This window comes from Halobacillus hunanensis (genome assembly GCF_900166655.1).
Lineage (GTDB): Bacteria > Bacillota > Bacilli > Bacillales > Halobacillaceae > Halobacillus_A > Halobacillus_A hunanensis.
In genome coordinates this window covers 613,737-635,566 of the sequence record NZ_FVZB01000006.1, presented here as the reverse complement: position 1 = coordinate 635,566, position 21,830 = coordinate 613,737, and the positions used below count along the sequence as shown (strand labels likewise).

Genomic DNA, 21,830 nt, shown 5'->3' with positions numbered 1-21,830 from the left:
GCTCATTTGAAACAGACTATGCCCCTAAATCTAATCAAAAAAGATCATATATGATTTTGTGTTTTGATTATGGTGTTTCTTAACAAAGAATTCTGCCTCATCGTTAGACCCATCCACAAAACCACCGATATTTCGAAAGATTGCACTTTCGCCATGAGATAAATATTTCTTCCCCACATAATCGTTTACAGCAGGATCATCTTCCCAAAGATGGTACCAGCCACTTGGTCCAGCATTTAATACGAACATGAAATCCCCCCCTGTAGACTCCGCCACTCCAGTATATTCACGAAATGTGGAATGCCCTACATAATCCCATCCCCCGCTTGCAAATGCAGATGAAAAGGGTATAAACAAAGTAACTGTTAAAGTTAATGCTAATAATGCAGCACTAATTTTACGCACAATAAAAACCTCCCTTCATAGAAAAACTTAAAAGCAAATTACTTAGCTACAATATTAGTTATTGAGTAAAGGGGTGAGGGCGGGTAATTGCCTAGGTCCTTTTTTAAAAAACTGTCCATTGTATGGGGGACACTTCAAACCTGTCTATCCCCACTTTTTTGTATAGAATTTTAGATACCGAGCGTAACTGTGAATACTAATCCTTATACAACGACCTTCCATAATACCCGGCTAATAGAAGCTTAATGTTCATACAATAGGTCCATATTCTGAAATAACGTATTGTTCCAATGAGAGAAATTTGAAATAATTGTTAATAGGTTAAAGAGTGGATAAGGAATTATAGAATTATTGTAATACTAGGCAGGAATAGTTAGGGTGATTTCTTATGGAAATGATTATTAATGTACTGATTAATGTTGGTGTTGTTTTATTCGTACTTTTTTCCTTTTATGTATTTGTTACTTTCAAAGATAGAAAATAAATCGTTGTGATTTTTACACTATTTAATTCATCGTTTTGGTTTTGGGCTGTTTTGTACACTTTGCTTTCGCGTGAATTGGGAAAGGAACCGGTGACTGCAAATTTGATTGGAAGAGGATTATTTGATAAATAGGCTGTCTTGATATTACCCCAATAAGAACGGGTGCTTATCAGAGATAAAAAACGGTTGATATTGGCTTATAGGCCCTATTAAGATTGTGCTCTTTATATATGAAACGGGGCATATTCTTGAAGACAAGCATAAGGTAATCTACTACCTCGTTTAATTATTTGGATACTAATGATAATTAGCGAAAAGGATGTGAATTTATATGCTTGAAAGCGAATGGGTTTAATATTCCGGCTAACAACTGAATAACAAGTGCAACTAAAGCATTTACAGGATCATTTAGTTGATGGAGATGAGCTCTTACTTATTTCTGTTAACCTAATTAAAGAATAGAAAAGAGTGATATCTGTGTACTATAATCATCCATCGGTTAAGAAAGAGGCTAAGAAACATAAAAAACTTTTAGAGTCATTTATCATTGATCCGTGCTCCTTTCGAATAAACAATTGTGATTATTTTTTGGTGAATTATCAGAGAGGAAAAACAATAACTGGTTGTGCTGTAGTTTCACCGAATTCTAATGCTGGAAAAAAGGAGTATTTGGAAGCGTTTGATGCATTATTGGAATTCTCCGTACTAACCTCGCTATTTATAGATCATGCTGAAAAAAGGGTAAATGCATATATGTATCCACATACTCTGATGCAGAAATTTTTGATGGATGTTTTAGGAGAAGGTTGTTTAACTTCAGAGGAAAAGAACGTCTTTGATTATTGTCTTGAAAGAATTAATTTAATGTTAGAACTTCAAGGTCGTTTACAGGAAATGTATGGTGAATTTGAACAAAAAGCTAAAAGGTATCGTGATGGAGTTGAAGAAGAGCTTACAAAACAAGACATAGAAGAAGCTGCAAATAATCTTGGTGAAGTTGGTTTTATTCAATATAGACAGGTGGTTGCAGTTTACGAATATATACCCAAGTTTAGGTACATAAAAGAAATGAATAATCCGGAAGTGAAAAAGTATATAACTGCAACTATTGATGGTTATTTGGGTGAATTTTCGGTAAATGAAGAAGAGCATCGAAAAAATGTCGAAAGAATTTCTTTGCAGCCTAATATGGGTGATTTAACCAAAGAAGAACACATAGAATTAGAAAAAAGTATGATTTATAAAAATATAGCAAAAATAAATGCATCTTCAAGAAAGGAATTAAGATTCTAATTATACTTTTGACTAGAACATGACAGGAAGAACTTTATGGAAAAACATCGAGTAACTTTTGGAGATTATGTTAATTGAGATGATTAACAACTGTTACCACTAAAATGAAAATCCTAGTAAAATATGCTTCATCTTCCATAAGTGATCAGGATCAAGTTATTAAAGAGTCACTTTTGAAAGAATGTATATTTTCTGAGATAGATAGCGCTGCTAAAACGATCTCCGAACATAACCCTGATGTAGTGATTAACTTCGCAGTTAAGCAGACTTGGCATGTTAATCTTAAATTGCCAGAAAAAGCAATATGAAAGATTAAGTTCTGCTACTCTAGGAGCATGGCTTCCATGGCAGTTGGCTCTTTCTTACAAATTAATGACCGTCCGTTAAACTTGATGGAATGGAGAGAGTAGAGTCTGATGGTACGGTAGTCTTTGCAGATTACGCACATGAGATTTTGAAGGATATGATTGGATTTGATCGAAAATCTTTCGAACCAGAAGATAGTTATGAAATTGCCCTTGAGATGATGGCGAAGTATAAAGAGTTTGCAGCGAAAATTGTTTCTTAAACAACTTGATATGATTTCCTAAAGAACGAGCGCTTTTCTGTATTTAAGATTAGCGCTCATTTTTTATTTGAGGGTCATTTTGTTTTACAGAAAAGTGGTAAACCCTTTTCCAATTTGTGTTAAAATAAGGTGGATTTTCATATTCTTCAAACGAGGAGGGGATGACAAATGATTGAAGGGCCGTTTCTCGTAGCCATTGTACCAGGGGCACTCGTTATCTTGCTTACCTGGTGGTTTAGAAGATTAAACTTTCCCTTATTTGTACGAATAATCCCAACTATTCTAACCGTCATTGCCGCAATCATCTTGTTTTACATCGGTTTCGTAAACATCAGGGGGTTTGAAGGGGGAGCCTACGTGATTCTGGCTTTCTTCCTGATTTGTTTTGCCATCGTGTCTTTTATTATGGCAACTAAAAAGAAGCTAGTTTCAAGACTGGAGCGATGATCTGAGAATATGAAATTAAATCCAGTCTTCTGTTAAAAAGCAATATAATTGAAGAAGTTAATCTTATTTTCACCTCTGAATTGATACATTACAAAAAAGACTACACTTTCCAGTCGCTCACAGAAAGGTGTAGTCTTTTAAAAAATGGTACATAAATTACTGCCGCAAGAAGAAGGGACGAGGTATGGATAGAGAGAGAAAAAAGTTTTTTCAAAGAAAATTTATAGCAACAATTGTATCAACAACCATTATTTCGTTCTTCTTTGCATTGTTTTACATATTGAAAGAGCCTAATCCTACATATAATCAAGGTAATAAATTGATAGCTTGGTTTTTTGTCTATTTTGTTTATATCGGGGCTATTATTCTGGTCTATGGAAACCTGGTTTCTGCTGGAATAGAGTACCTGCAAAGGAAGTGGTTTAGGAATCTGGATTGGCTGTATGTATTAATCCTCGGAGTGTTTGGCTTAGTGAATGGCGTCTTTTTTCAGGAGATGCTCCTTGCGTATTGTGGTATGGCAGCTGCTATTCTTTATGGGATCATTGACAAGTGGGCTCACCAGAGACTTCGGGGGAACAAGAGAGTGAGATTGATCCTTCTCATCCCTATTGGTTCCTTACTAATATCCTGGGGAGTTTTGCAAATAAGCTCTCCCTCATTGCCCCCTTTCACAAAGGAAGATGCGGTCGATTTTGCTACGAAGGGTGAAGGTACAGTAATTGATGATTTTCCTAAAGAAATTGGACAGAGGGTAAGCAATGTTGGAGGATATCAAGTCAAAAAAGAAACGAGCATCAAAGAAATTAAAGAGGAAGTGTATATCGTTAAGTTCACTGAACAGTGGAGCAATGGTCAAGAGAAAGGTTCTAGGACTCTTTCTTACAAAGTTAGCCGGGGAAGTTTAACATTAAAAGGAAGTACAGGAGGATCGCCGCCGTACTATGGAAATCCGCAGTACTGAAGTTTACTAGATTCTTTTGAAATATTTGGACCATTGAAGAGTAAAAAATTAGTAAATGGAGAGGACGTATATATATGAAATTATTTTTACGATCCCTATATTCGATCCTCTTATTTGGGGCGGGGGTCTTGCATTTCACCCATGAAAAAGGCTTCCGTAGAATTGTCCCGAAAACACTTCCCTTCAGACGAACTATCGTGCTAGTCTCAGGTGTTTCTGAAATGATTTTTTCCGTCTTGCTCTGGGTGAAAAAAGGACAAGAGATCACCGGAAAACTCTTAGCACTTTTTATGACAGCTGTTTTTCCAGCAAATGTTTTTATGGCTGTGAAAAGGATATCATTCCGGCCCGGAGAAGAAGCGAATCCTTGGATCCTATGGCTGCGTTTACCTCTGCAACTTCCACTGATTGTTGGAGCGTTATCGCTGGGGAGAAAAGGTAACGGATAACTATGCCAAAATTGAGTGCTTTTCTAGAACTAAGATGAGTGCTCATTTTTCATCTGAAGGTGGGCAGGATATTTGTAAGAAGAAGCCGAAATAATTAGAGAATGATCACTGTCGGATAATCGAAAAAAATAGAAAGGGGTGTTCCTTTATGACACATAGTAAAATGAATCCTAAGGTAGATGACTATTTAAAAAAGGCTGCCAAATGGCAGGAAGAATTTGAGAAGATGCGAAATATCGCTCTTGATTGTGATGATCTGACCGAAGAATTTAAGTGGGGTCATCCTTGTTACACCCTTGATGGAAAAAACATAGTTCTAATTCATGGATTTAAGGAATATTGTGCGTTTCTGTTTCACAAAGGTGCTTTGTTACGGGATTCCCAAGGGATTTTAATTCAACAAACGGAGAATGTACAGTCGGCGCGCCAGATTCGGTTCACCAATGTGCAAGAAGTCGTGGATAAGAAAACCATCCTGAAGGAATATATTAAGGAAGCGATTGAAGTTGAAAAGGCCGGGCTGGAAGTTCCTAAAAAGGATAATGAATTCACAATTCCTGAAGAACTTCAAGCTAAATTCGATGAGGTTCCTAACTTGAAAACGGCTTTCGAAGAATTGACGCCTGGCCGGCAAAGAGCGTACATTCTTTATTTTTCGAAAGCCAAAAAACCACAAACTCGAGAATCAAGAGTTGAAAAATATATGCCGCACATTCTCGATGGAAAAGGATTAAATGATTAGTACACAAGATGATTGAGAAAAAGATGGCAGGCTGTCCTCGTTCATTAAAAGGAGAATCCATAATCTATTGGGTTCTCCTTTATTTTTGATACAATCGCAAGTTCCCACCTTAGAGGAGAAATAATATTTCAGTTTTCACTTGGATCACTATGCTGTTCTTGAGATGATAGTCTATATACTTATAGATAAGCTGTTGTGAATACATACAATGCAAAAGAAGCCGTGGTATTTGAAAATAGGATGGGTTTGTATTTTATGTTTTGTTACGCCGCCCATTGGTTATATACATGTTTTTCTTCACCGGAAAGATTGGGAACGTGAAGAAATGATAGGTTACTTAGGGATTGCAACGATCACTGTTTCTTTTTGGCTGTTAAAATTTGTCCCTTATTGGATTTCGATGTCCTTCATTATTTGTGTACTGGTTTGCCTTTTGGCAAGGGACCTATTGAAAAAAATGTACCGTGCAGACTTTCAGCTGTGTAATAGAGGAGGGATAGATTATGCGGGATAAAATTGCCATAATCACTGGCGCAAATTCAGGAATGGGGCTAGCCACAACCGTTGCCATGGCTAAGAAAGGGTTCCAGGTTATTATGGTTTGCCGGAACCCTGAACGTGGAGAAAATGCTTTGCAAAAGGCCAAGACAGAGAGCGGTACCGACCACATAATGGTTGATTTTCTATAGATAAGAGTTTATGGGCATCAGGAAGCGGAGCGAAGTTGGGCGGAGTGTGAGCGCTTAAGGCTGGAAGAGGAGTTTTTGGGAGATGAAAGCGAGCGAAAATAATAAATTCTGAGCGATAAAGTGGGCTATTTGAGCTTTTCGTAAACAGTATAATGTGATATTTATCACCACTCCCATCTTTTAAGTCATTTGAAGTGATGTTAACACAATAAAATTTGCAGTAATATTAAATCTGATCTGTTTCTCGAATACCTGTCTAATTAAAGTTATAAGTTACAGACACACAGGGATTTTATGTGGCAAGTAAAAATCTAAGCACATGATTAGGGGATCAAAATAAGGAGAATGGCAACTGCATAATTTGAATAAGTACATTAAGAGCGGGAAGTCCTGTGGAGTAAGCTTGTATGTAGAAGTCTTTATTTGTGAGCATTTTAACGAAAAAGGAGTCAGATAAAATGGGGAAAATTAAAGTCGGCTTACTGTTTGGAGGGAAATCTTCAGAACATGAAGTGTCTCTTCAATCTGCTAAAAATATTATGGAAGCCATCGATCATGACAAATATGAAGTCACACTTATTGGCGTTGATAAACAAGGGAACTGGCACTTAACGAACAACACACAGTATTTGCTCAATGAAGAAAATCCTAAATTAATTAAACTAAATAAAACGAATAAGAATATTGCTGTCGTACCAGGCAGAGAAAATAATCAAATTCTAAATGTGAATAGTGCGGAGGCTTATGAACAATTAGATGTTATCTTTCCTATTTTACATGGTCCTTTAGGTGAGGATGGAAGTGTGCAAGGCATGATTCGTATGGCCAACATCCCTTGTGTGGGGCCTAATGTTCTTAGCTCAGCTATCTGTATGGATAAGGATATAGCAAAAAGGCTTTTAGCTGCCTCAGGATTCAACGTGGCCAAATGGATCTCTGTGAAAAAGTCCGAGAAAAAATACCCTGCATTTGAACAGGTAAAAGAGAAAATTGGTACGCCGTTTTTTATTAAACCTGCAAATCAAGGCTCTTCAGTTGGTGTAAGTAAAGTTCGAAACGAAACAGATTACGTAAATGGATTAAAGACGGCTATGTTATACGATCACAAGGTATTACTTGAAGAAAACGTGATAGGTAGAGAAATAGAATGTGGAGTATTAGGTAATGAAGACCCCGAAGCATCATTACCCGGAGAGATTCTTACGAATGGAGACTTTTATTCTTATGAAACAAAGTACATTGATGAGAGTGGAGCTATTTTAAAAATACCAGCTGATGTAAGCAAAGAACAAGAGGATATGATACGTGAAAACTCTGTGAAAGCATTTGAAACATTAGAATGCCAAGGCTTAGCAAGAGTTGACTACTTCCTTTTGGAAAATGGAGAGCTTGTGATTAATGAGGTCAACACGTTGCCTGGTTTTACAAAAATCAGTATGTATCCTAAGTTGTGGGAAATAAGTGGAATCCAGTATTCTGAACTGATTGAAAGGTTAATCGAATTGGGTATTGAGCGCCACAAAGCAGACCATCAATTAAAAAATTCTGTAGACTAAAGTTATTCTAATGTTATCAGTACTTGCAGACCATCCAAATTAACTCTCAACTTTAACCTTGGAGGAAATATTATGACGAATGATGAAAACATTGTGCTTATAAAAGCAGACCTGGATCAAATAGATTTAGTTGCCGAACTTTTTGACAAATATCGGGTCTTTTACGAACAACCATCAAACGTAGAGGAAGGAAAAAAGTTTATTCGTGAAAGAATGGCAAAGCAACAATCTGTAATTTTTTTGGCCATCGAACAACAAGAAAGCTCTGTAAAACCATTAGGATTTGTGCAGCTTTTTCCATCCTTTTCCTCAGTCAATCTAGCAAAAATATGGATTCTCAACGATCTGTACGTTGATCAATCTGCGAGGCGAATGGGAGTAGCTAAGAGCTTAATGCAAAGAGCAAAGGAACATGCCTTAGAAACAGGTGCAAAAGAATTAACACTTGAAACAGCCAGCAGCAACCACAAGGCACAAGATTTATATGAGTTAATTGGGTATGAGAAGGACGAGGAACATTTTTATTATAGTTTATTGATTGATTAAGTGAGGAGGTTACCTTGAATAAAGGTAACCTCCTCACTTACATATGCTGGCGCGTTTCTCTTAAACGCGTCTTTTGGGTCAGATTCTTGAGGGGGGATTTTTCTAACTTTCAAGGCCATAACAAACGATGATTCCAATGACCACCATTACGAAGATATTGCACCCTTTTGTGTTTGCGGCCTGGATCCCCCTGCCAAAATTCAACTTCGTCTGCTCGAACAGCAAACAGCTTCCAGTTTGGGCTTACCATATTGGGGTTTTGTGTTAACCATTCATTCGTTTCCAATAATGCTTCATCCAGATCTTCGCGTTGTATCATTTCTTTGCTTTGTTTCCCTAGTAAAGCTAGAGCTCGAGCCTCGCTTGACCTTTCCAAGAAATCTTTTGAATTTTCCTCTGGGGTCATTTCGGAAGCGGTCCCGCGTATCCGAACCTGTCTCCCCATTTCTGGCCAATAAAATGTTAAAGCAACTTTTTGGTTTGATGTCAACTGTTCACCTTTTCTACTAGTGGATGATGTTGAAAAATACCATTCATTACGAGAAACATCTTTTAGAATGAGTACCCTCGCATCAGGTGCCCCATTCTCATCAACAGAAGATAATGTCATCGCATGAGGTTCATGAACACCTTCTTTAATCGCGATATGCAGCCATTGCAAGAATAAATCTGTAGGGTTATCAGTTACATCTTCAGTAGGAAAATCAGGGAAAGGACCGGCCAAAGACTTTAAGTTTCTTAATAAATCCTTTGTTTGCTTCATGTTCTCGCCCCTTTTGTAATACTATCTCCTATTTTAATGTAAAGGAAGGCTTTTCTTAAATCCATTATAGAGATAAAGATTAATAGACTATTTTGGAAAAGGGGGTACTCCCTAGTTGGATGAAGGGTGATGCTGTGGAGTAAATGTGCAGATGGTGGGGTTTGAAAAATTCATTCGAGATTAAGGTTGAAAGCTTTTTTATAAAGGAATTTTGAGTAGGTAAGTCGAACCATTCTATAGAATGTTCTGCTACGTACAAAGCTGCTAATGAATCAGGAGGTGCAAGGTAGTTGAGAAAATCGACTGTTTATTTAGCTATTTTAATTCTTTTATTGCTGCTTGTAGCCGGTTGTGAAACGGAAGGTAATACTGAAAAAGAGAATTCTAAACATACTGATGTGGAATACGCAGGATCTACTATAAAAATAAAAGACGAGTATAGTGAGTGGAACTTATCTTCAAAATTTGATTATCAAACTAAATCCTATAGTGGTGAAAGCATAACTTACGAAGTTATCGGAAATAAACATGGCTTTGGCATAACTGGTAAATTCCCAATAGTGGCCGGTGAAAGTGAAAAGTATTTTTGGTTTTATTGGGGAGAAGAAAACATCAAGAATCAGCCAGTAAAAGTAATGGCCTATAAAAAAGGATCGGATGAATTGAACAAGGTGTTTTCAGGAAAATTCTACGAAGGTGCCCAAATTAAGGAGAAGGAAGTGAACATGCCATCGCATCTAAAGCTTCCATCCGCAGGGGTATGGAATTTATTAGTTTATATTAATGATGAACTATCTGGAAATGTTGTGGTAGATGTTCTTCCAATCAAATAAGTAAAAGTCGTCAGTTATTCTAAGAGGTTGGTGATTATGAAAGAAGTTAATTCTACAATTATTCATCCAACTATAAAAGTGCTCTTAACCTATGCGACATCTGAAGAGAGGGTTGAACAGGAATTAGAGAAATATATCCAATTAACTAAAAGAAAGCTATATGTACTTGAACTCAAAGGAGTAATAGTTGGATGTATTGGTATTGAGTTTGCTAGTACAGGCATTTGTGAAATTAAACATATTGCTGTGTCACCGGTTGAAAGGGGAAGAAAGCTGGGCAGTAAAATGGTTGATTACGTTTGTAACAAACACGCCTTACGTTCGATTTTTGCTGAGACGGATATCGACGCAGTGGATTTCTATCGGAATTATGGATTTGAAATAACAAGTTTAGCTGAAAAATATCCAGGTGTGGAACGGTTTATATGTGTCTGTTCAATCCCACAATAATGTCGATTGGTTATTATGTTTGTTCATAATGTAACTCATGATCGAAGTGATTATTTGATTATATGGAAGTCAATTTTGCACCCAATTTTAAGCGGGATTTTAGGGGCGGTCTTTTTAATTTTTGCTAAATGAAACCGATATAGAATTCAATCGTATATTCTACCAGCAGCAATTAGTAAAGTTGTAAGGGGTATTTTTATGAAGGATAAAAAGTTTTTTTACATACTAGGCGGCGTTTCATACGTTTCCTGGATACTTTATTTTTTATTGTACTTATCGGAATATACGACACAGGAAACTATTGAAGCTATCACGTTTATCTCCGTAGTCATGGTTTTTTATTTTGCCATTACGATTATTTACCGTTAAGGGCGAGGCTTTGTAATTGTGCTCGTTGTACTGGATTAGGAAGTGATTTTTCTGCTATCAACAAATTTTGAATAGCGAGTAATGTTCTATATAATGCATAGTACAATGGACCATAAAACTTTCAAGGGAGGAAAAAGTAATGAAAAAAATTGTGCCTCATCTCAGAATAGAGAGTTGTAAGGAAGAAATTGAGTACTATCAAAAAGTTTTCGGTGGAGAAATTAAGAATACACAGCTATCTGACGGCATTGAAATGTTTAAAGGCCATGAGGGGAAATATATTCACGCAGAGTTACATATCAACGAGCATTGCATCTTATACATGGCTGATGTATTTGGTAAAAAGACCGTTCAAGGCAGTGACCTCCTTCTTGGCCCTGACCTCGATAGCGAAGAAGAGATCACCAGAATTTACGACGAGCTTGCGAAGGACGGAGAAGTTCAAATGGAACTGCAAGATACATTCTGGGGAGCTAAACACGCGATTGTTAAGGACAGAAACGGAATATCCTGGGAATTGAACTTTACAAAATAATATAGTGAAGGAGACAAAAGATGGCTGATAAAGAAAGAACAACTGAGGAAGTTGATCAGTTGATTGAAGAATTGCCAAATGATATACAAACTATTGTACTTACTTTGAGAAAGATCATCCTTAATTCTTCCCCTTGGCTTATAGAAGAGTACAAATGGTCTATGCCTAACTACTCGTATAATGGTTTAGTTTGTTATCTGCAACCTGCCAAGAAACATGTTAATCTTGGCTTTCATAGAGGTAATGAACTTCAAGATAAGGACATGAACAAGTTATTACAAGGTACGGGGAAAACAATGCGCCATATAAAAGTAAAGAAGGCTGAAGATATTCAGCCAGAAGCTTTTACTTCATTAATTCAAGGTGCAATAGCCTTGAACGAGAATTAGCTTAATTTAAGGAGTGGTTTCTACAACTCCTTTTTTACTGAAGGATTCAGATTTTGGAGGGGATTAAATTGACAGCAACTAAATTATCGGCTTTTTCCATCCCTGAATTGGATAAGGATGTCGGTAGACGAGTGAAAAGCCATGTAGACTCGCTCACCGTACCGCTTGGCAGCTTAGGCCGGCTTGAGGAGTTGGTCGTTGAGTTAGCTGAGATGACCGGAAGTACAGTTCCAGAAGTTTCTAGACCTGGTGTAATCGTATTTGCAGCCGACCATGGTGTGACAGCTGAAGGGGTATCCGCTTATCCAAAAGAGGTAACCGAACAAATGGTCCGAAACTTCTTGAACAATGGAGCGGCCATAAATGTTCTCAGCCGGTCCATCGATGCTTATTTTGACATTGTCGATATTGGAATTGATTCGGAATTTAAAGAGGAAGGATTAACTGTTCAAAAGGTACGATATGGGACTGGGAATTTTGCAAAAGAAAATGCGATGACACGGAATGAAGCCATCGAAACGCTGGAAATAGGTTATGATCAAGGGAAAAAGATGATTGAACAAGGGGCGAAGTGCCTGATTCTCGGTGATATGGGTATTGGAAATACGTCTGCTAGTTCAGCTATTATTTCAGTGGTGAGCGGTGAACAAATTGATACTCTTGTTGGAAGGGGAACAGGTCTTACAAAAGAAAGCCTCATACATAAAAAGAACATCATAGAGAAGGCGATTGAAGACAGAAAACCTGATCGACATGACCCGATTGATCTATTATCGAAAGTTGGTGGTTTAGAAATTGCCGGTATCGCGGGAGCCATGCTTGCTGCAGCCAGTTACCGTGTTCCGATACTGGTGGACGGCTTTATCTCAACTACGTCGGCGGTTATTGCAAAATTGATTTCGCCAAGAGTAATAGATTATATGTTTGTCGGTCACCAGTCTATTGAACCTGGTCATAGAAAAGCGATTGAATTACTCGGAAAGCAACCACTGATTAATATGAGGATGGGAGTTGGTGAAGGAACGGGAGCAGCAGTTGCTTTCCCAATCTTAAAGTCAGCTACTTTATTGTTGAAGGAAATGGCTACATTTGATTCGGCAGGTGTTTCTTCAAAAGACAAAAAGTAAATAGGCTGGGAGGTAACACGTGAATTGGCTGGTTAACATTACATCTTCTGAAAAAGGAATCCATTTTGAGCAAAATGGATTCCTCTTAATATAGATTCATCAAAGTCTATCTAGAATTTTCTTTCCACAATTCAGCTGGAATGCTGGAGTAGAATAATATAAAATATGAACAGGGAGGTGATTTTGTTGGAAAATGAAACATTGGTGAGTCGTATCTTTGAAAAATTAGAAACACTGGAAAAAGGACAGCAGGACTTCAAAGCGGAAATGAACGATTTTAGACTAGAAATGAATGATTCTAGACAGGAAATGAATGAGTTTAGGCAAGACACAAAGATAGAATTGAATGATTTTAGACAGGAAATGAGTGACTTTAGACAAGAAACCAAAACAGAATTAAAGGATTCCAGACAAGAAATGAATGATTTTAAGCGAGACACAAAGATAGAATTGAATGGTTTTAGGCAGGAAATGAGTGACTTTAGACAAAAAACCAAAACAGAATTAAAGGATTCCAGACAAGAAATGAATGAGTTTAGGCAAGACACAAAGTTAGAATTGAATGGTTTTAGTCAAAAAATAAATGATTTTAGACAAGAAACACAGGCTGGATTCAAAAAGTTAAACGAGAAAATAGATTTACTCACGAAACAAACAAGTAATGCTGTAATTGAAAATCATTCTAATGAATTGAAGTTTTTATCCAGCAAAGTTCAGCAATTAGAAAAAGACATATATAAGTTAAAACAATCATAAAATGCTCTTTAACCAAAGGCTTAGAGAAACCCTCATCCCCTAAGGCTTCCTTATATTCTCTGTTCGCCTAAAGTTTCTATTACTTTTGCTGCAACTGAACAGTAAATGGCTTAACATCATATAATTTAGCTACTTCCTCAAAGGTTTGTTTTATAATCTTTTCACTTTTTTTACCTTTATGTTCAACTTTGGAGATTAGCACAATATAGTTTACCTTTTTTCCATAGTCCTGACTCATGATTACCCCAGTCGAATCATAACCTTTAGAATTTAATCTATTAGAAACTGCTTCTGTAAATTCGGCTTGTTTCCTAAGATCAGAGTGAGTTTTATCTACACTTTCAATTTCTGTAGAGTTTTCTGCATTAACTTGATTATGCCCCGTCTCATCATTACTCATAAAGATGAACATAACTCCAAGAATCAAACTAACTGCTAAAACTCCAAGAAGGATTTTTTTCATCCTAAAACCTCATTTCATACGGATAGTTAGTATATAATATGTCCAAGAGTTGTTATCGAGAAGTAAATGAGAACATAGTAGTTAATTATGGTATGGTTCTCCTACACAATCTTGCCTTTTTAAACGAAAAAGAGCGCTAATCCTTATTATAGAAAAGCGCCCGGATAATGAATGAATAGGAATACTTAAATAGGACTGCTCCCCCTTAATCCAACCTTTATTAATCGAAATCTTCTTGTTCGCTTTTTATAATATTTCCATTATTTGCATCTGGTCGTTGTTCTTCTGTAAAAGGAACATTTTTATTGTTGAGCAACATCTGATACCCTCTTGCAAAAGACTTCCCTTTAGATTCTTTGATACACCCCTCATTATGAAATCCACTAAGTAAGGAAAAGTTAAACCGGTTTTTCGATCAATTAAATGAGTGGAAAATTCTTCATTGGAGATCGCTTGATCCTCAATCACCTGAAAATATAAGTTCTTTCCAACTTTGAATAATTTCATTTCACTTGTAATAAAATTCATAATTTTGGATATAGGATGTAAACAAATTTTTAAAAAGGAGAGGGATTTGTCAGGATTGGAAAACATAAATATGTAAATATGGACGATGTAGTCTAGTGCAGTGAAGATCTTAGTAAAAGGAAGGTGAGCCCCATGACGATTCATGAAGTGATGCCCATCAAGTGGGATAGCAGGGAGATTGTAACCAGCCCTATTATCGGGAAAGTTGAAGACGTCTGTGTCAAATTTGGGGAGAGAATTTATGAAGGGCAGCCTTTATTAGTCATAAAAAAGGAACAGGGTGGTTTAGAGCAAATTGCAGCTGGAATCACTGGTGTAATCGATGCGTTGAACGTTCAGAAAGGAGATATGGTGATCCATGGGCATGGGTTGATTTTTATTAGAGACGACTTGGATTAATCAAACACGCAAGTTTGAGGAATAGAATAGATCTCAAAATGGGAGCTGTCCCGCAAGTCTTATTTTACGACTTGTAGGCCAGCTCTTGTTTGATTTGCGTATCTTCATGTGACGAATAATTGTTTTTCAACCCAGGTAGGTGATAATCTTTACATATAATAGAAAGGAGTGATGGGTCATGGGTAGATCTATCCCAGAGATTACCCTTAATGATGGTGTAACTTTGCCAGTTATAGGGTTGGGTACATACAAGCTTAATGGAAATGCAGGTGCCCAGGCGATCAATAGTGCAATTGATACAGGGTATCGACTGATTGATACGGCTTATAATTATGAAAATGAAGGCACTGTAGGTGAAGCCGTACGGCGCAGTTCGATTCCAAGGGAAGAATTAAGAATTACCTCTAAACTACCAGGTCGTTATCAGGAATACGATAAAGCTGTCACTGCCATTCAGGAATCCTTGTATCGCGCGAATTTGGATTATTATGATTTATACTTGATCCATTGGCCAAACCCAAAACAAGGTCTTTATGTAGAAGCCTGGCAAGCATTAATTGACGCTAAAAAATGGGGGCTGATTCGTTCGATTGGTGTTTGTAACTTTTTGCCCGAGCATATGGAGCGACTAGAAAAGGAAACCGGTGTTAAGCCGAGCATCAATCAAATCGAATTACACCCGTTTTTCAATCAGGAACAACAGAGAATATGGCACGAAGAAAATAATGTTAAAACAGAATCCTGGAGTCCGTTAGCTCGAGCTAATGACGTGTTACAAAATGAAACGATCAGCAAGATTGCTGACCATCATAATAAGACGATTTCACAAGTTATATTGCGTTGGCATTATCAACTGGGCTCTATTTCAATTCCTAAATCTTCATCTCCTGAACGTCAAATTGAAAATCTATCAATTTTTGATTTTTCACTAGACGAGTCTGAAATGGGTATGATTGCAGAATTGACTCGCCCGGATGGCAGAATTAAAGATCTTGACCCTGCAACTTATGAAGAGTTTTAACAATTTACATGAAATAACCAGTATCGAATTTATTTCGATACTGGTTATTCATTTTAAAAGTAAATGGAATTATCAGAGAAATACCGTTTCGGTAGAAGCCTTATATTCTTTCCATTGGTCCTGTAAAATCCTTTTCCCCTTCGCCACGTCAGAATGAAATTGAATATAAGCGTTTTCCCTCATACGTTCAATAGACTGAATGGACTTCTTGATCTCGGATTCCAAGCCATTAACTCCTGAATCCTTCGCTATCGATAACCCTGCTGTAACTCCTTGAGCAGCAGCCACCTTTGCACCTTCGATCCCGGTAATATTACCTGCAACATACAATCCTTTAAGTGCAGTTTCCATACGTGTATTGTGTAAGGGAACATATCCGCCTAATTCTTCAATCAAATAGAATGGGCAGCCTGCAACTGCAGCTAACTCTGTGAGAGGATATAGCCCACCTGCAATGCATACGAAATCACAGGCTATATGTTCTTCGCTTCCTTTTATAACTTCTCCGTTCGTATCAATTGTGGCAAGAGTTACTCCCTCTACTTGGTTATTTCCATATATTTCAATGACTGCTTTTCTTAGCTGGATCGGAATATCCCACATCTTTACTCCCTTCTTAGGGTAGAAGGTGATCCCTAATTTTTTCATAAAGTCATTTTTCATGAATTTACTTCCTGTACGAACTAGTGGGGAAGGGGCCATATGGGATACGTGAAGAAGGGACTCCATGACCTTTCTAGGTTGTGCAGCTTCTTCAGTTAGTTGGTTGTTCCATGGTAATGTTAGACAGGCTAAGTCAACATCAGCCAGCTTTAATTCCATGGCGATGGCAGCGGATAGAACATTTACTCCTATTATGACACCTTTTTCTCCAGGCTTTACTCGGTGAACATTTGTCATAACTTGTGCAGCACCAACGGACATTACGCCAGGTAAAGTCCACCCTGGGACAGGGATGGGCGATTCGGCAGCACCAGTGGCCAATAGTAAGTGGTTTGTGTTAAATGTATTATCCTCCGTATAGATAACCCAACCGTCCTTAGCCTTTTCAATGTTATGAACTGGTGTATTCATAAGAAATTGTACATCTTTATTTAGTGCCTCTTCATATAACTTGGCTGACTCATTGATTCCATTCCACCAAGTTCCGTCGGGTTCTTCATAAAGCTGGCCAAGCAGTCTTCCGCCTGGCTTTAGGTATTCATCTATGATCAATACGTTTAACCCTTTGTTCGCACAGGTAATGGCTGCTGACAAGCCAGCAGGACCAGAGCCGATAATGATTACATCATTCATGTTCAGCACTCCAATCTTTGACTGGAGTAGGAAGCTTTTCGTTGCTTTCAATTACCATTCCATCTTGAAGCGGGGTGAGACATGCTCGCTCAGCTTGCTTTCCATTTACTGTTACTCTACATTCGAAACAGTGCCCGATATTACAATAAATTCCACGGCAGGAGCCGCTTTCTTCATGATATCGAAGGGTACGAACTCCATTGGCTAACAGTGCAGCTGCAAGGGGTTCATTTTTTAGGCCTTTATATGATTGATGATTAAAAGTAAAAGAAACATAGTTATCTTCTTTTGCTTTCCCGAGTATAGGGTGGTCTAAGATTCGTCGGTTCATTTTTCATGCCCCCCTAAATCTCCAAAACGAATTGGACGGATAGGTGGTTGATACTTTAGTGTGGTTTGGGTACGCTTGTTGCTTTCCATTGTGGAAGCCATCTTGTCTACCATATTCCGGCACGTTCTTCCACCGCAGTAACCCATGCCGGCTCGAGTTCTAAGCTTGAGTTCTCTAGCGGAGCAATCGTATTTGTCAGCTGTCTCCAAAAGCTCTTTGTAAGTAACTTCTTCACATCTGCAAACTATCATCTTGTCTTCTGTCAACTGTATCACTCCTGATCAATTTTTGTACCTTTTGTAGATGCAAGAATGATGCCAGTTATGTCTGTCATGTGTTTATCTCCAGTTTATTTAATCGATTGTATAAGGTTGCTCTCGTAATTTTAAGGTTTTGGGCGCATGATAATTTATTGCCGTTTACCTTTTTCAGTTCTTTAAGGATGATCTCTCTCTCAACTTCCTGAAGCCTCTCGCTTAACGAACGGTGATCCTCTCCTGAGAGCGTCTTCGAATGAGGGGCTATTGCCTTTGGTTTGGTTGTTTCAAATGGCAGGTCATCCAGTTTGATTTCGCCGTCTTCTGAGAAAACAACGAGTCGTTCAATTACATTTTTAAGCTCTCTAATGTTTCCGTACCATTCATGTCGGAGAAGTGCTTGCATAACAGTCTGAGAAATTCCATGAATGGGTCTGTTGTACTTAATGGAAATTTCGTGAAGAAAGTAGTGTGCTAATTCAATGATGTCTTCCGGCCGCTTCCTTAATGGTGGGATTTCTATGCTTACTACATTTAATCGATAATACAGGTCTTCTCTGAACCGTCCCTCATGAATAAGTTCCTTTAAATCTCTGTTGGTTGCAGCTACTACCCTAAAGTCTACTTCTATTTCTTTCGTTCCTCCTACAGGGTAAAACTTCTTTTCTTGAAGCAATCTCAATATTTTCACTTGCATCTCAAGAGGCATTTCGCCAATCTCATCTAAAAATAATGTTCCGCCTTTGGCAAGTTGTGCTTTCCCTTTTTTCCCTTTTTGATCCGCCCCTGAAAAGGCTCCTTTTTCATATCCAAAGATTTCACTCTCAAAAAGTGACGAAGGGATGGCACCGCAGTTGATAGCGACAAATGGAGCACTTTCTCTTTCGCGTATATTGTGTACAGCCTTTGCGAAAAGTTCTTTCCCAACACCACTTTCCCCGTGAATGAGAATATTCGTATTCGTAGAAGCGGCTTTTTTAATTTTGCTAATCGTTTTCTTTAATGCGGGACTGCTTCCTCTTATTTTCATGAAAGGATCATCTGTGGAGGTTAACTTGCTTACTTCTTTTTCTAGACGAAATAGTTTTTCTGTCGCGTGGTACAGTTCTTTGTTTAATTTGATTTGGTTCGTAATGTCCGTTTCTGATACCACAGCTCCAATAATTTTGTCATGAAAGTAAACCGGGTTTGAGTTAATTAAAACAACCTGGTTCTCTCTGGCTTTATGCTGTCTATGATGTACGGAAGTCCCGTCTCTAAGTGTTTTTAAAATTTCTAATAGGTTTGTATGGAAAAATTCAGTAATGGGTTTCCCGATAATTTCTTTTTGCTTAAAAGAGAAAATTTGTTCAGCACCTTTTGTCCAAGCTATGACCTTTTCATTATTGTCAATAACTGTGCAAGATTCCTCCGTTGTATCTAGGATCGTAGAAATGTAGGCCTGTAAGTGCTGATAGGCTGTAAATAACTTTATACATAATTCACTTGAATCGATGTATCCTAGAATATTTTTCTTATTGTCCCTGACGATCAGTATGTCATGGTCTTTAAAGCTGTCTATCAAATTAGGAATTTCTTCATTAATGGGAATTTCGCTACATGTCTGATGAAAGAACCCGTTGTTCTGTTCTGAGAATCTGATAAGAAGGACGTTTTTTGCGGTTATTAGAAAAACTTTTCTAGGATGATGGGACTTTACTTGGGAGTACAGCTCACTTTGGGACAGGTCTTTTTCATAAAAAAGTAGACCGTCTGTATTAATTAGTGGTTTCATATTGGAAAAAATTGAAAGCATTAAAAAGCACCTCCTGTAGTGTAAAAAAATATTGACACTTTAAAAATAGTTTTACACATGAAATTTATGAATTCAACAGTATTCCGAATATTACTCCAAATTACTGTTGGCATGGAAGTTGCATTATTTATAGTGAATTCTTCTTGAAGGGAGGAGGTTTAATGAAACAGACAAAGCACCGAGATGTTGTCATTATTGGTGGAGGCATTATGGGAGCTGCTATTTCCTACTATTGTTCAAAAGCAGGATACGAAGTAACGGTACTTGAAAAAAGAGAGCTTGCCAGTGGGACGTCATCCAAATGCGATGGAAACATTTTAGCGATTGATAAAGATCCAGGTTTTGATAGTCAAATGTCATTAAAAAGCCAACAATTAGTACATGAACTAAGTAAAGAACTTGAGATCTTATTTGAGTATCGCAACCCGGGCAGTATTCTTGTCTGCGAAAATGATCAGGAATTGGAAGCAGCGCAAAAGTGGGTCCAACAGCAGCAAAGTGCTGGCCTTGATTTCAGTATGCTTGACCGCGAGGATTTACGAAATGAATCAAAATATTTTGCAGATGACTTATATGGTGGACTGGAATGTAAAACGGATTCGACGGTTAATCCCTATATGCTGACCTATTCCATGTTTTACAGTGCTCAAAAAAATGGAGCAACCATTCATACACATACTGAAGTCAATAATGTGTACAAAAATCCATCAGACGAATTTGTAATTGAAACGACCAATGGAGTGTTTACAGCCAATAAAGTTGTCAATGCATGCGGGGTGTGGGCTCCCTATATAGGTGAAATGCTGGATGTTAATATTCCGATTAAACCTAGAAAAGGGCAACTGATCGTAGCTTCAAGGCAACGGCCAGTTGGATTGAGAAAGGTCATGGAATTTGGTTATCTCATTTCAAAGTTTGGCGGGGAGCGTGTGGTAGATCCAGTCATGGAGAAATATGGAGTTGCCTTAGTATTCGAGCCCACAGAAAGTCAAAATTTTTTAATAGGAAGCAGCAGAGAGTTTAGTGGGTTTGATACCAAAGTAAGCCATGAAGTCACAAAAAATATCGCTAAAAGAGCCGTAAGATTTTATCCAGAAATGTCTGATATGACTGTGATCAGGACATACGCTGGTTTACGCCCATGGACAGAAGATCATCTTCCTATCATATCCCATGTTGCTGAAGTACCGGGATTCTATATAGCAGCTGGTCATGAAGGAGATGGAATCAGTTTAGCCGCGATAACCGGAAAAATAGTGGAAGAAATGATCTCTGAAAAGGACTTATCTATCCCGGTCGAACCATTACGCCATGACCGCTTTAAGGAGAGGGTGAAGAGCTGAATGAATTTCCAGCGGCTATTTACAACCATTGATACACATACTGGCGGGAATCCGACAAGAACTGTATTAAGTGGTCTGCCCGTATTGAAAGGCAATACAATGTCCGAAAAGATGCTGTATATGAAAGAGCATTATGACTGGATAAGGAAATTTTTGATGAACGAGCCAAGGGGACATGACGTGATGTCAGGGGCTCTACTAGTTAATCCTTGTCATCCTGAGGCGGATGTGGGTGTCATTTACATTGAGACAGGCGGCTATTTGCCGATGTGCGGTCATGATACGATCGGCTTCTGCACGGCTCTCGTTGAAGCGGGGTTAATCGAAATAACCGAACCTTATACAATGATTAATTTAGATACTCCAGCTGGTTTGGTCAAAGTAAAGATTAAAGTGGACCATGGGAAAGCGAAAGAAGTAACGTTCGCAAATGTACCTTCCTTTCTACTGAAAACCATTGAAATTGATGTGGATAATATTGGTAATGTAGAATGCGATATTGCCTATGGCGGCAATTTTTACGGAATTATTGATGCCCGAAAGTTAGGGCTTGATTTGAGTACAGAGAATGCGTCAACCATCGTGGAACAGGGCATTGCGATTCGAAATGCTATTAATGCTGCAGAAGAGGTGGGCCACCCTGAACATCCATTTATTAAAGGTCTAACACATATTGAATTTTTTACAGATCCGGACCATCCCGATGCAGACCTCAAGAATACAGTCGTTGTTCCCCCAGGTGGAATTGACCGTTCCCCTTGCGGTACAGGCACTTCGGCTAAACTTGCTGTTATGTTTAGCAAAAATCAAATAGAAAAAGATGAATGGTTCGTATATGAAAGCATCGTCGGTACGCTTTTTAAAGCGAGGATACTAGAAATTACAGCTATCAAAAATTATGAAGCTGTTATTCCGGAAGTGACGGGTTCAGCTTGGATAATGGGAATGCATCGCTTCTTCTATAACGAAAAGGACCCATTAAAAGAGGGATTTTTACTCATTCCACCGATGGAAGGTCATTAAGGACAGGGG

At 38.0% G+C, this 21,830-nt stretch carries 27 protein-coding genes; 20 read left to right on the top strand and 7 right to left on the bottom strand.

Going from position 1 to position 21,830, the window contains the following annotated elements:
• Positions 1 to 30 precede the first annotated feature (30 nt).
• Positions 31 to 405: a hypothetical protein gene (locus B5354_RS08735; RefSeq protein ID WP_079527890.1), complete on the bottom strand. Its 375-nt coding sequence runs from the start codon at positions 403 to 405 to the stop codon at positions 31 to 33.
• 961 nt (positions 406 to 1,366) lie between these two features.
• Here B5354_RS08735 and B5354_RS08730 point away from each other — a divergent pair.
• From B5354_RS08730 to B5354_RS08695, 9 genes are all read left to right on the top strand, one after another.
• Positions 1,367 to 2,182: a hypothetical protein gene (locus tag B5354_RS08730; RefSeq protein ID WP_079527888.1), complete on the top strand. Its 816-nt coding sequence runs from the start codon at positions 1,367 to 1,369 to the stop codon at positions 2,180 to 2,182.
• A 397-nt stretch (positions 2,183 to 2,579) separates the two neighbouring features.
• Complete coding sequence (locus tag B5354_RS20475; protein WP_176142444.1) at positions 2,580 to 2,750, top strand: hypothetical protein; 171 nt, start codon at positions 2,580 to 2,582, stop codon at positions 2,748 to 2,750.
• Between the two features lie 168 nt (positions 2,751 to 2,918).
• Positions 2,919 to 3,197 carry a hypothetical protein gene (locus B5354_RS20700; RefSeq protein ID WP_245804743.1) on the top strand — a complete coding sequence of 93 codons (279 nt, stop codon included), beginning with the start codon at positions 2,919 to 2,921 and terminating at the stop codon, positions 3,195 to 3,197.
• A gap of 184 nt (positions 3,198 to 3,381) precedes the next feature.
• Positions 3,382 to 4,161, top strand: a complete 780-nt coding sequence (locus tag B5354_RS08720) for a hypothetical protein (RefSeq protein WP_079527886.1) — start codon at positions 3,382 to 3,384, stop codon at positions 4,159 to 4,161.
• Between the two features lie 74 nt (positions 4,162 to 4,235).
• A complete protein-coding gene (locus B5354_RS08715) occupies positions 4,236 to 4,610 on the top strand; it encodes a DoxX family protein (protein ID WP_079527884.1) in 375 nt (124 codons plus the stop codon).
• A gap of 148 nt (positions 4,611 to 4,758) precedes the next feature.
• On the top strand, positions 4,759 to 5,352 hold the full coding sequence (locus tag B5354_RS08710; protein WP_079527882.1) for a YdeI/OmpD-associated family protein: 594 nt from the start codon (positions 4,759 to 4,761) through the stop codon (positions 5,350 to 5,352).
• A gap of 503 nt (positions 5,353 to 5,855) precedes the next feature.
• Positions 5,856 to 6,041 (top strand): SDR family NAD(P)-dependent oxidoreductase, encoded by a 186-nt coding sequence (locus B5354_RS08705; protein ID WP_079527880.1) that lies wholly within the window; start codon positions 5,856 to 5,858, stop codon positions 6,039 to 6,041.
• Between the two features lie 458 nt (positions 6,042 to 6,499).
• Positions 6,500 to 7,597 (top strand): D-alanine--D-alanine ligase, encoded by a 1,098-nt coding sequence (gene ddlA / locus B5354_RS08700; RefSeq protein WP_079527879.1) that lies wholly within the window; start codon positions 6,500 to 6,502, stop codon positions 7,595 to 7,597.
• A 72-nt stretch (positions 7,598 to 7,669) separates the two neighbouring features.
• The gene (locus tag B5354_RS08695; RefSeq protein ID WP_079527877.1) at positions 7,670 to 8,143 is read left to right on the top strand and encodes a GNAT family N-acetyltransferase; all 474 of its coding nucleotides are present in this window, start codon (positions 7,670 to 7,672) and stop codon (positions 8,141 to 8,143) included.
• A gap of 109 nt (positions 8,144 to 8,252) precedes the next feature.
• Here B5354_RS08695 and B5354_RS08690 read toward each other — a convergent pair whose 3' ends face one another.
• Complete coding sequence (locus tag B5354_RS08690) at positions 8,253 to 8,906, bottom strand: pyridoxine/pyridoxamine 5'-phosphate oxidase (protein ID WP_079527875.1); 654 nt, start codon at positions 8,904 to 8,906, stop codon at positions 8,253 to 8,255.
• Between the two features lie 290 nt (positions 8,907 to 9,196).
• Between B5354_RS08690 and B5354_RS08685 the strand changes: the two genes are divergently transcribed.
• The 7 genes from B5354_RS08685 (at position 9,197) to B5354_RS08660 (ending at position 13,365) form a co-directional block, all read left to right on the top strand.
• Entirely contained in the window at positions 9,197 to 9,739 is a 543-nt protein-coding gene (locus B5354_RS08685) for a hypothetical protein (RefSeq protein WP_079527873.1), read from the top strand.
• Positions 9,740 to 9,775: 36 nt separating this feature from the next.
• Positions 9,776 to 10,189 (top strand): GNAT family N-acetyltransferase, encoded by a 414-nt coding sequence (locus B5354_RS08680; protein ID WP_079527871.1) that lies wholly within the window; start codon positions 9,776 to 9,778, stop codon positions 10,187 to 10,189.
• Between the two features lie 198 nt (positions 10,190 to 10,387).
• Complete coding sequence (locus B5354_RS20470; protein WP_176142443.1) at positions 10,388 to 10,558, top strand: hypothetical protein; 171 nt, start codon at positions 10,388 to 10,390, stop codon at positions 10,556 to 10,558.
• A gap of 139 nt (positions 10,559 to 10,697) precedes the next feature.
• The gene (locus tag B5354_RS08675) at positions 10,698 to 11,093 is read left to right on the top strand and encodes a VOC family protein (protein WP_079527869.1); all 396 of its coding nucleotides are present in this window, start codon (positions 10,698 to 10,700) and stop codon (positions 11,091 to 11,093) included.
• A gap of 20 nt (positions 11,094 to 11,113) precedes the next feature.
• The gene (locus B5354_RS08670) at positions 11,114 to 11,482 is read left to right on the top strand and encodes a DUF1801 domain-containing protein (RefSeq protein WP_079527867.1); all 369 of its coding nucleotides are present in this window, start codon (positions 11,114 to 11,116) and stop codon (positions 11,480 to 11,482) included.
• Between the two features lie 68 nt (positions 11,483 to 11,550).
• Positions 11,551 to 12,609 carry a nicotinate-nucleotide--dimethylbenzimidazole phosphoribosyltransferase gene (cobT, locus tag B5354_RS08665; RefSeq protein WP_079527865.1) on the top strand — a complete coding sequence of 353 codons (1,059 nt, stop codon included), beginning with the start codon at positions 11,551 to 11,553 and terminating at the stop codon, positions 12,607 to 12,609.
• A 186-nt stretch (positions 12,610 to 12,795) separates the two neighbouring features.
• On the top strand, positions 12,796 to 13,365 hold the full coding sequence (locus B5354_RS08660) for a hypothetical protein (protein WP_079527864.1): 570 nt from the start codon (positions 12,796 to 12,798) through the stop codon (positions 13,363 to 13,365).
• A 79-nt stretch (positions 13,366 to 13,444) separates the two neighbouring features.
• Here B5354_RS08660 and B5354_RS08655 read toward each other — a convergent pair whose 3' ends face one another.
• Positions 13,445 to 13,828, bottom strand: a complete 384-nt coding sequence (locus B5354_RS08655) for a hypothetical protein (RefSeq protein WP_079527862.1) — start codon at positions 13,826 to 13,828, stop codon at positions 13,445 to 13,447.
• Positions 13,829 to 14,488: 660 nt separating this feature from the next.
• On the opposite strand from B5354_RS08655, the gene B5354_RS08645 reads away from it, so the two are divergent.
• Positions 14,489 to 14,755 carry a biotin/lipoyl-containing protein gene (locus tag B5354_RS08645; RefSeq protein ID WP_079527858.1) on the top strand — a complete coding sequence of 89 codons (267 nt, stop codon included), beginning with the start codon at positions 14,489 to 14,491 and terminating at the stop codon, positions 14,753 to 14,755.
• A 178-nt stretch (positions 14,756 to 14,933) separates the two neighbouring features.
• Entirely contained in the window at positions 14,934 to 15,776 is an 843-nt protein-coding gene (locus tag B5354_RS08640; protein ID WP_079527856.1) for an aldo/keto reductase, read from the top strand.
• A gap of 72 nt (positions 15,777 to 15,848) precedes the next feature.
• On the opposite strand, the gene B5354_RS08635 is transcribed toward B5354_RS08640, so the two are convergent.
• The 4 genes from B5354_RS08635 to B5354_RS08620 form a co-directional block, all read right to left on the bottom strand.
• Positions 15,849 to 17,072 carry an NAD(P)/FAD-dependent oxidoreductase gene (locus B5354_RS08635; RefSeq protein ID WP_079527854.1) on the bottom strand — a complete coding sequence of 408 codons (1,224 nt, stop codon included), beginning with the start codon at positions 17,070 to 17,072 and terminating at the stop codon, positions 15,849 to 15,851.
• Positions 17,065 to 17,403: a (2Fe-2S)-binding protein gene (locus B5354_RS08630; RefSeq protein ID WP_079527852.1), complete on the bottom strand. Its 339-nt coding sequence runs from the start codon at positions 17,401 to 17,403 to the stop codon at positions 17,065 to 17,067. Before B5354_RS08630 ends, B5354_RS08635 begins: the two co-directional genes overlap by 8 nt.
• Positions 17,400 to 17,654, bottom strand: coding sequence for a (2Fe-2S)-binding protein (locus B5354_RS08625; protein ID WP_079529123.1), 255 nt, complete (start codon positions 17,652 to 17,654; stop codon positions 17,400 to 17,402). Before B5354_RS08625 ends, B5354_RS08630 begins: the two co-directional genes overlap by 4 nt.
• Before the next feature lie 79 nt (positions 17,655 to 17,733).
• Entirely contained in the window at positions 17,734 to 19,455 is a 1,722-nt protein-coding gene (locus B5354_RS08620; protein ID WP_079527850.1) for a sigma-54 interaction domain-containing protein, read from the bottom strand.
• Between the two features lie 161 nt (positions 19,456 to 19,616).
• Between B5354_RS08620 and B5354_RS08615 the strand changes: the two genes are divergently transcribed.
• Both B5354_RS08615 and B5354_RS08610 read left to right on the top strand, forming a co-directional pair.
• Positions 19,617 to 20,798 carry an NAD(P)/FAD-dependent oxidoreductase gene (locus B5354_RS08615; protein ID WP_079527848.1) on the top strand — a complete coding sequence of 394 codons (1,182 nt, stop codon included), beginning with the start codon at positions 19,617 to 19,619 and terminating at the stop codon, positions 20,796 to 20,798.
• Positions 20,799 to 21,821, top strand: coding sequence for a proline racemase family protein (locus B5354_RS08610; RefSeq protein WP_079527846.1), 1,023 nt, complete (start codon positions 20,799 to 20,801; stop codon positions 21,819 to 21,821).
• Positions 21,822 to 21,830: the final 9 nt, after the last annotated feature.

Excerpts from the sequence above, each read along its gene's own strand:
- B5354_RS20475 (WP_176142444.1), top strand. The coding sequence starts at position 2,580 with ATGGAGAGAGTAGAGTCTGATGGTACGGTAGTCTTTGCAGATTACGCA.
- B5354_RS20700 (WP_245804743.1), top strand. The coding sequence starts at position 2,919 with ATGATTGAAGGGCCGTTTCTCGTAGCCATTGTACCAGGGGCACTCGTT.
- B5354_RS08720 (WP_079527886.1), top strand. The coding sequence starts at position 3,382 with ATGGATAGAGAGAGAAAAAAGTTTTTTCAAAGAAAATTTATAGCAACA.
- B5354_RS08715 (WP_079527884.1), top strand. The coding sequence starts at position 4,236 with ATGAAATTATTTTTACGATCCCTATATTCGATCCTCTTATTTGGGGCG.
- B5354_RS08710 (WP_079527882.1), top strand. The coding sequence starts at position 4,759 with ATGACACATAGTAAAATGAATCCTAAGGTAGATGACTATTTAAAAAAG.
- B5354_RS08705 (WP_079527880.1), top strand. The coding sequence starts at position 5,856 with ATGCGGGATAAAATTGCCATAATCACTGGCGCAAATTCAGGAATGGGG.
- ddlA (WP_079527879.1), top strand. The coding sequence starts at position 6,500 with ATGGGGAAAATTAAAGTCGGCTTACTGTTTGGAGGGAAATCTTCAGAA.
- B5354_RS08695 (WP_079527877.1), top strand. The coding sequence starts at position 7,670 with ATGACGAATGATGAAAACATTGTGCTTATAAAAGCAGACCTGGATCAA.
- B5354_RS08690 (WP_079527875.1), bottom strand. The coding sequence starts at position 8,906 with ATGAAGCAAACAAAGGATTTATTAAGAAACTTAAAGTCTTTGGCCGGT.
- B5354_RS08680 (WP_079527871.1), top strand. The coding sequence starts at position 9,776 with ATGAAAGAAGTTAATTCTACAATTATTCATCCAACTATAAAAGTGCTC.
- B5354_RS20470 (WP_176142443.1), top strand. The coding sequence starts at position 10,388 with ATGAAGGATAAAAAGTTTTTTTACATACTAGGCGGCGTTTCATACGTT.
- B5354_RS08675 (WP_079527869.1), top strand. The coding sequence starts at position 10,698 with ATGAAAAAAATTGTGCCTCATCTCAGAATAGAGAGTTGTAAGGAAGAA.
- B5354_RS08670 (WP_079527867.1), top strand. The coding sequence starts at position 11,114 with ATGGCTGATAAAGAAAGAACAACTGAGGAAGTTGATCAGTTGATTGAA.
- B5354_RS08655 (WP_079527862.1), bottom strand. The coding sequence starts at position 13,828 with ATGAAAAAAATCCTTCTTGGAGTTTTAGCAGTTAGTTTGATTCTTGGA.
- B5354_RS08645 (WP_079527858.1), top strand. The coding sequence starts at position 14,489 with ATGACGATTCATGAAGTGATGCCCATCAAGTGGGATAGCAGGGAGATT.
- B5354_RS08640 (WP_079527856.1), top strand. The coding sequence starts at position 14,934 with ATGGGTAGATCTATCCCAGAGATTACCCTTAATGATGGTGTAACTTTG.
- B5354_RS08635 (WP_079527854.1), bottom strand. The coding sequence starts at position 17,072 with ATGAATGATGTAATCATTATCGGCTCTGGTCCTGCTGGCTTGTCAGCA.
- B5354_RS08630 (WP_079527852.1), bottom strand. The coding sequence starts at position 17,403 with ATGAACCGACGAATCTTAGACCACCCTATACTCGGGAAAGCAAAAGAA.
- B5354_RS08625 (WP_079529123.1), bottom strand. The coding sequence starts at position 17,654 with ATGATAGTTTGCAGATGTGAAGAAGTTACTTACAAAGAGCTTTTGGAG.
- B5354_RS08620 (WP_079527850.1), bottom strand. The coding sequence starts at position 19,455 with ATGCTTTCAATTTTTTCCAATATGAAACCACTAATTAATACAGACGGT.
- B5354_RS08615 (WP_079527848.1), top strand. The coding sequence starts at position 19,617 with ATGAAACAGACAAAGCACCGAGATGTTGTCATTATTGGTGGAGGCATT.
- B5354_RS08610 (WP_079527846.1), top strand. The coding sequence starts at position 20,799 with ATGAATTTCCAGCGGCTATTTACAACCATTGATACACATACTGGCGGG.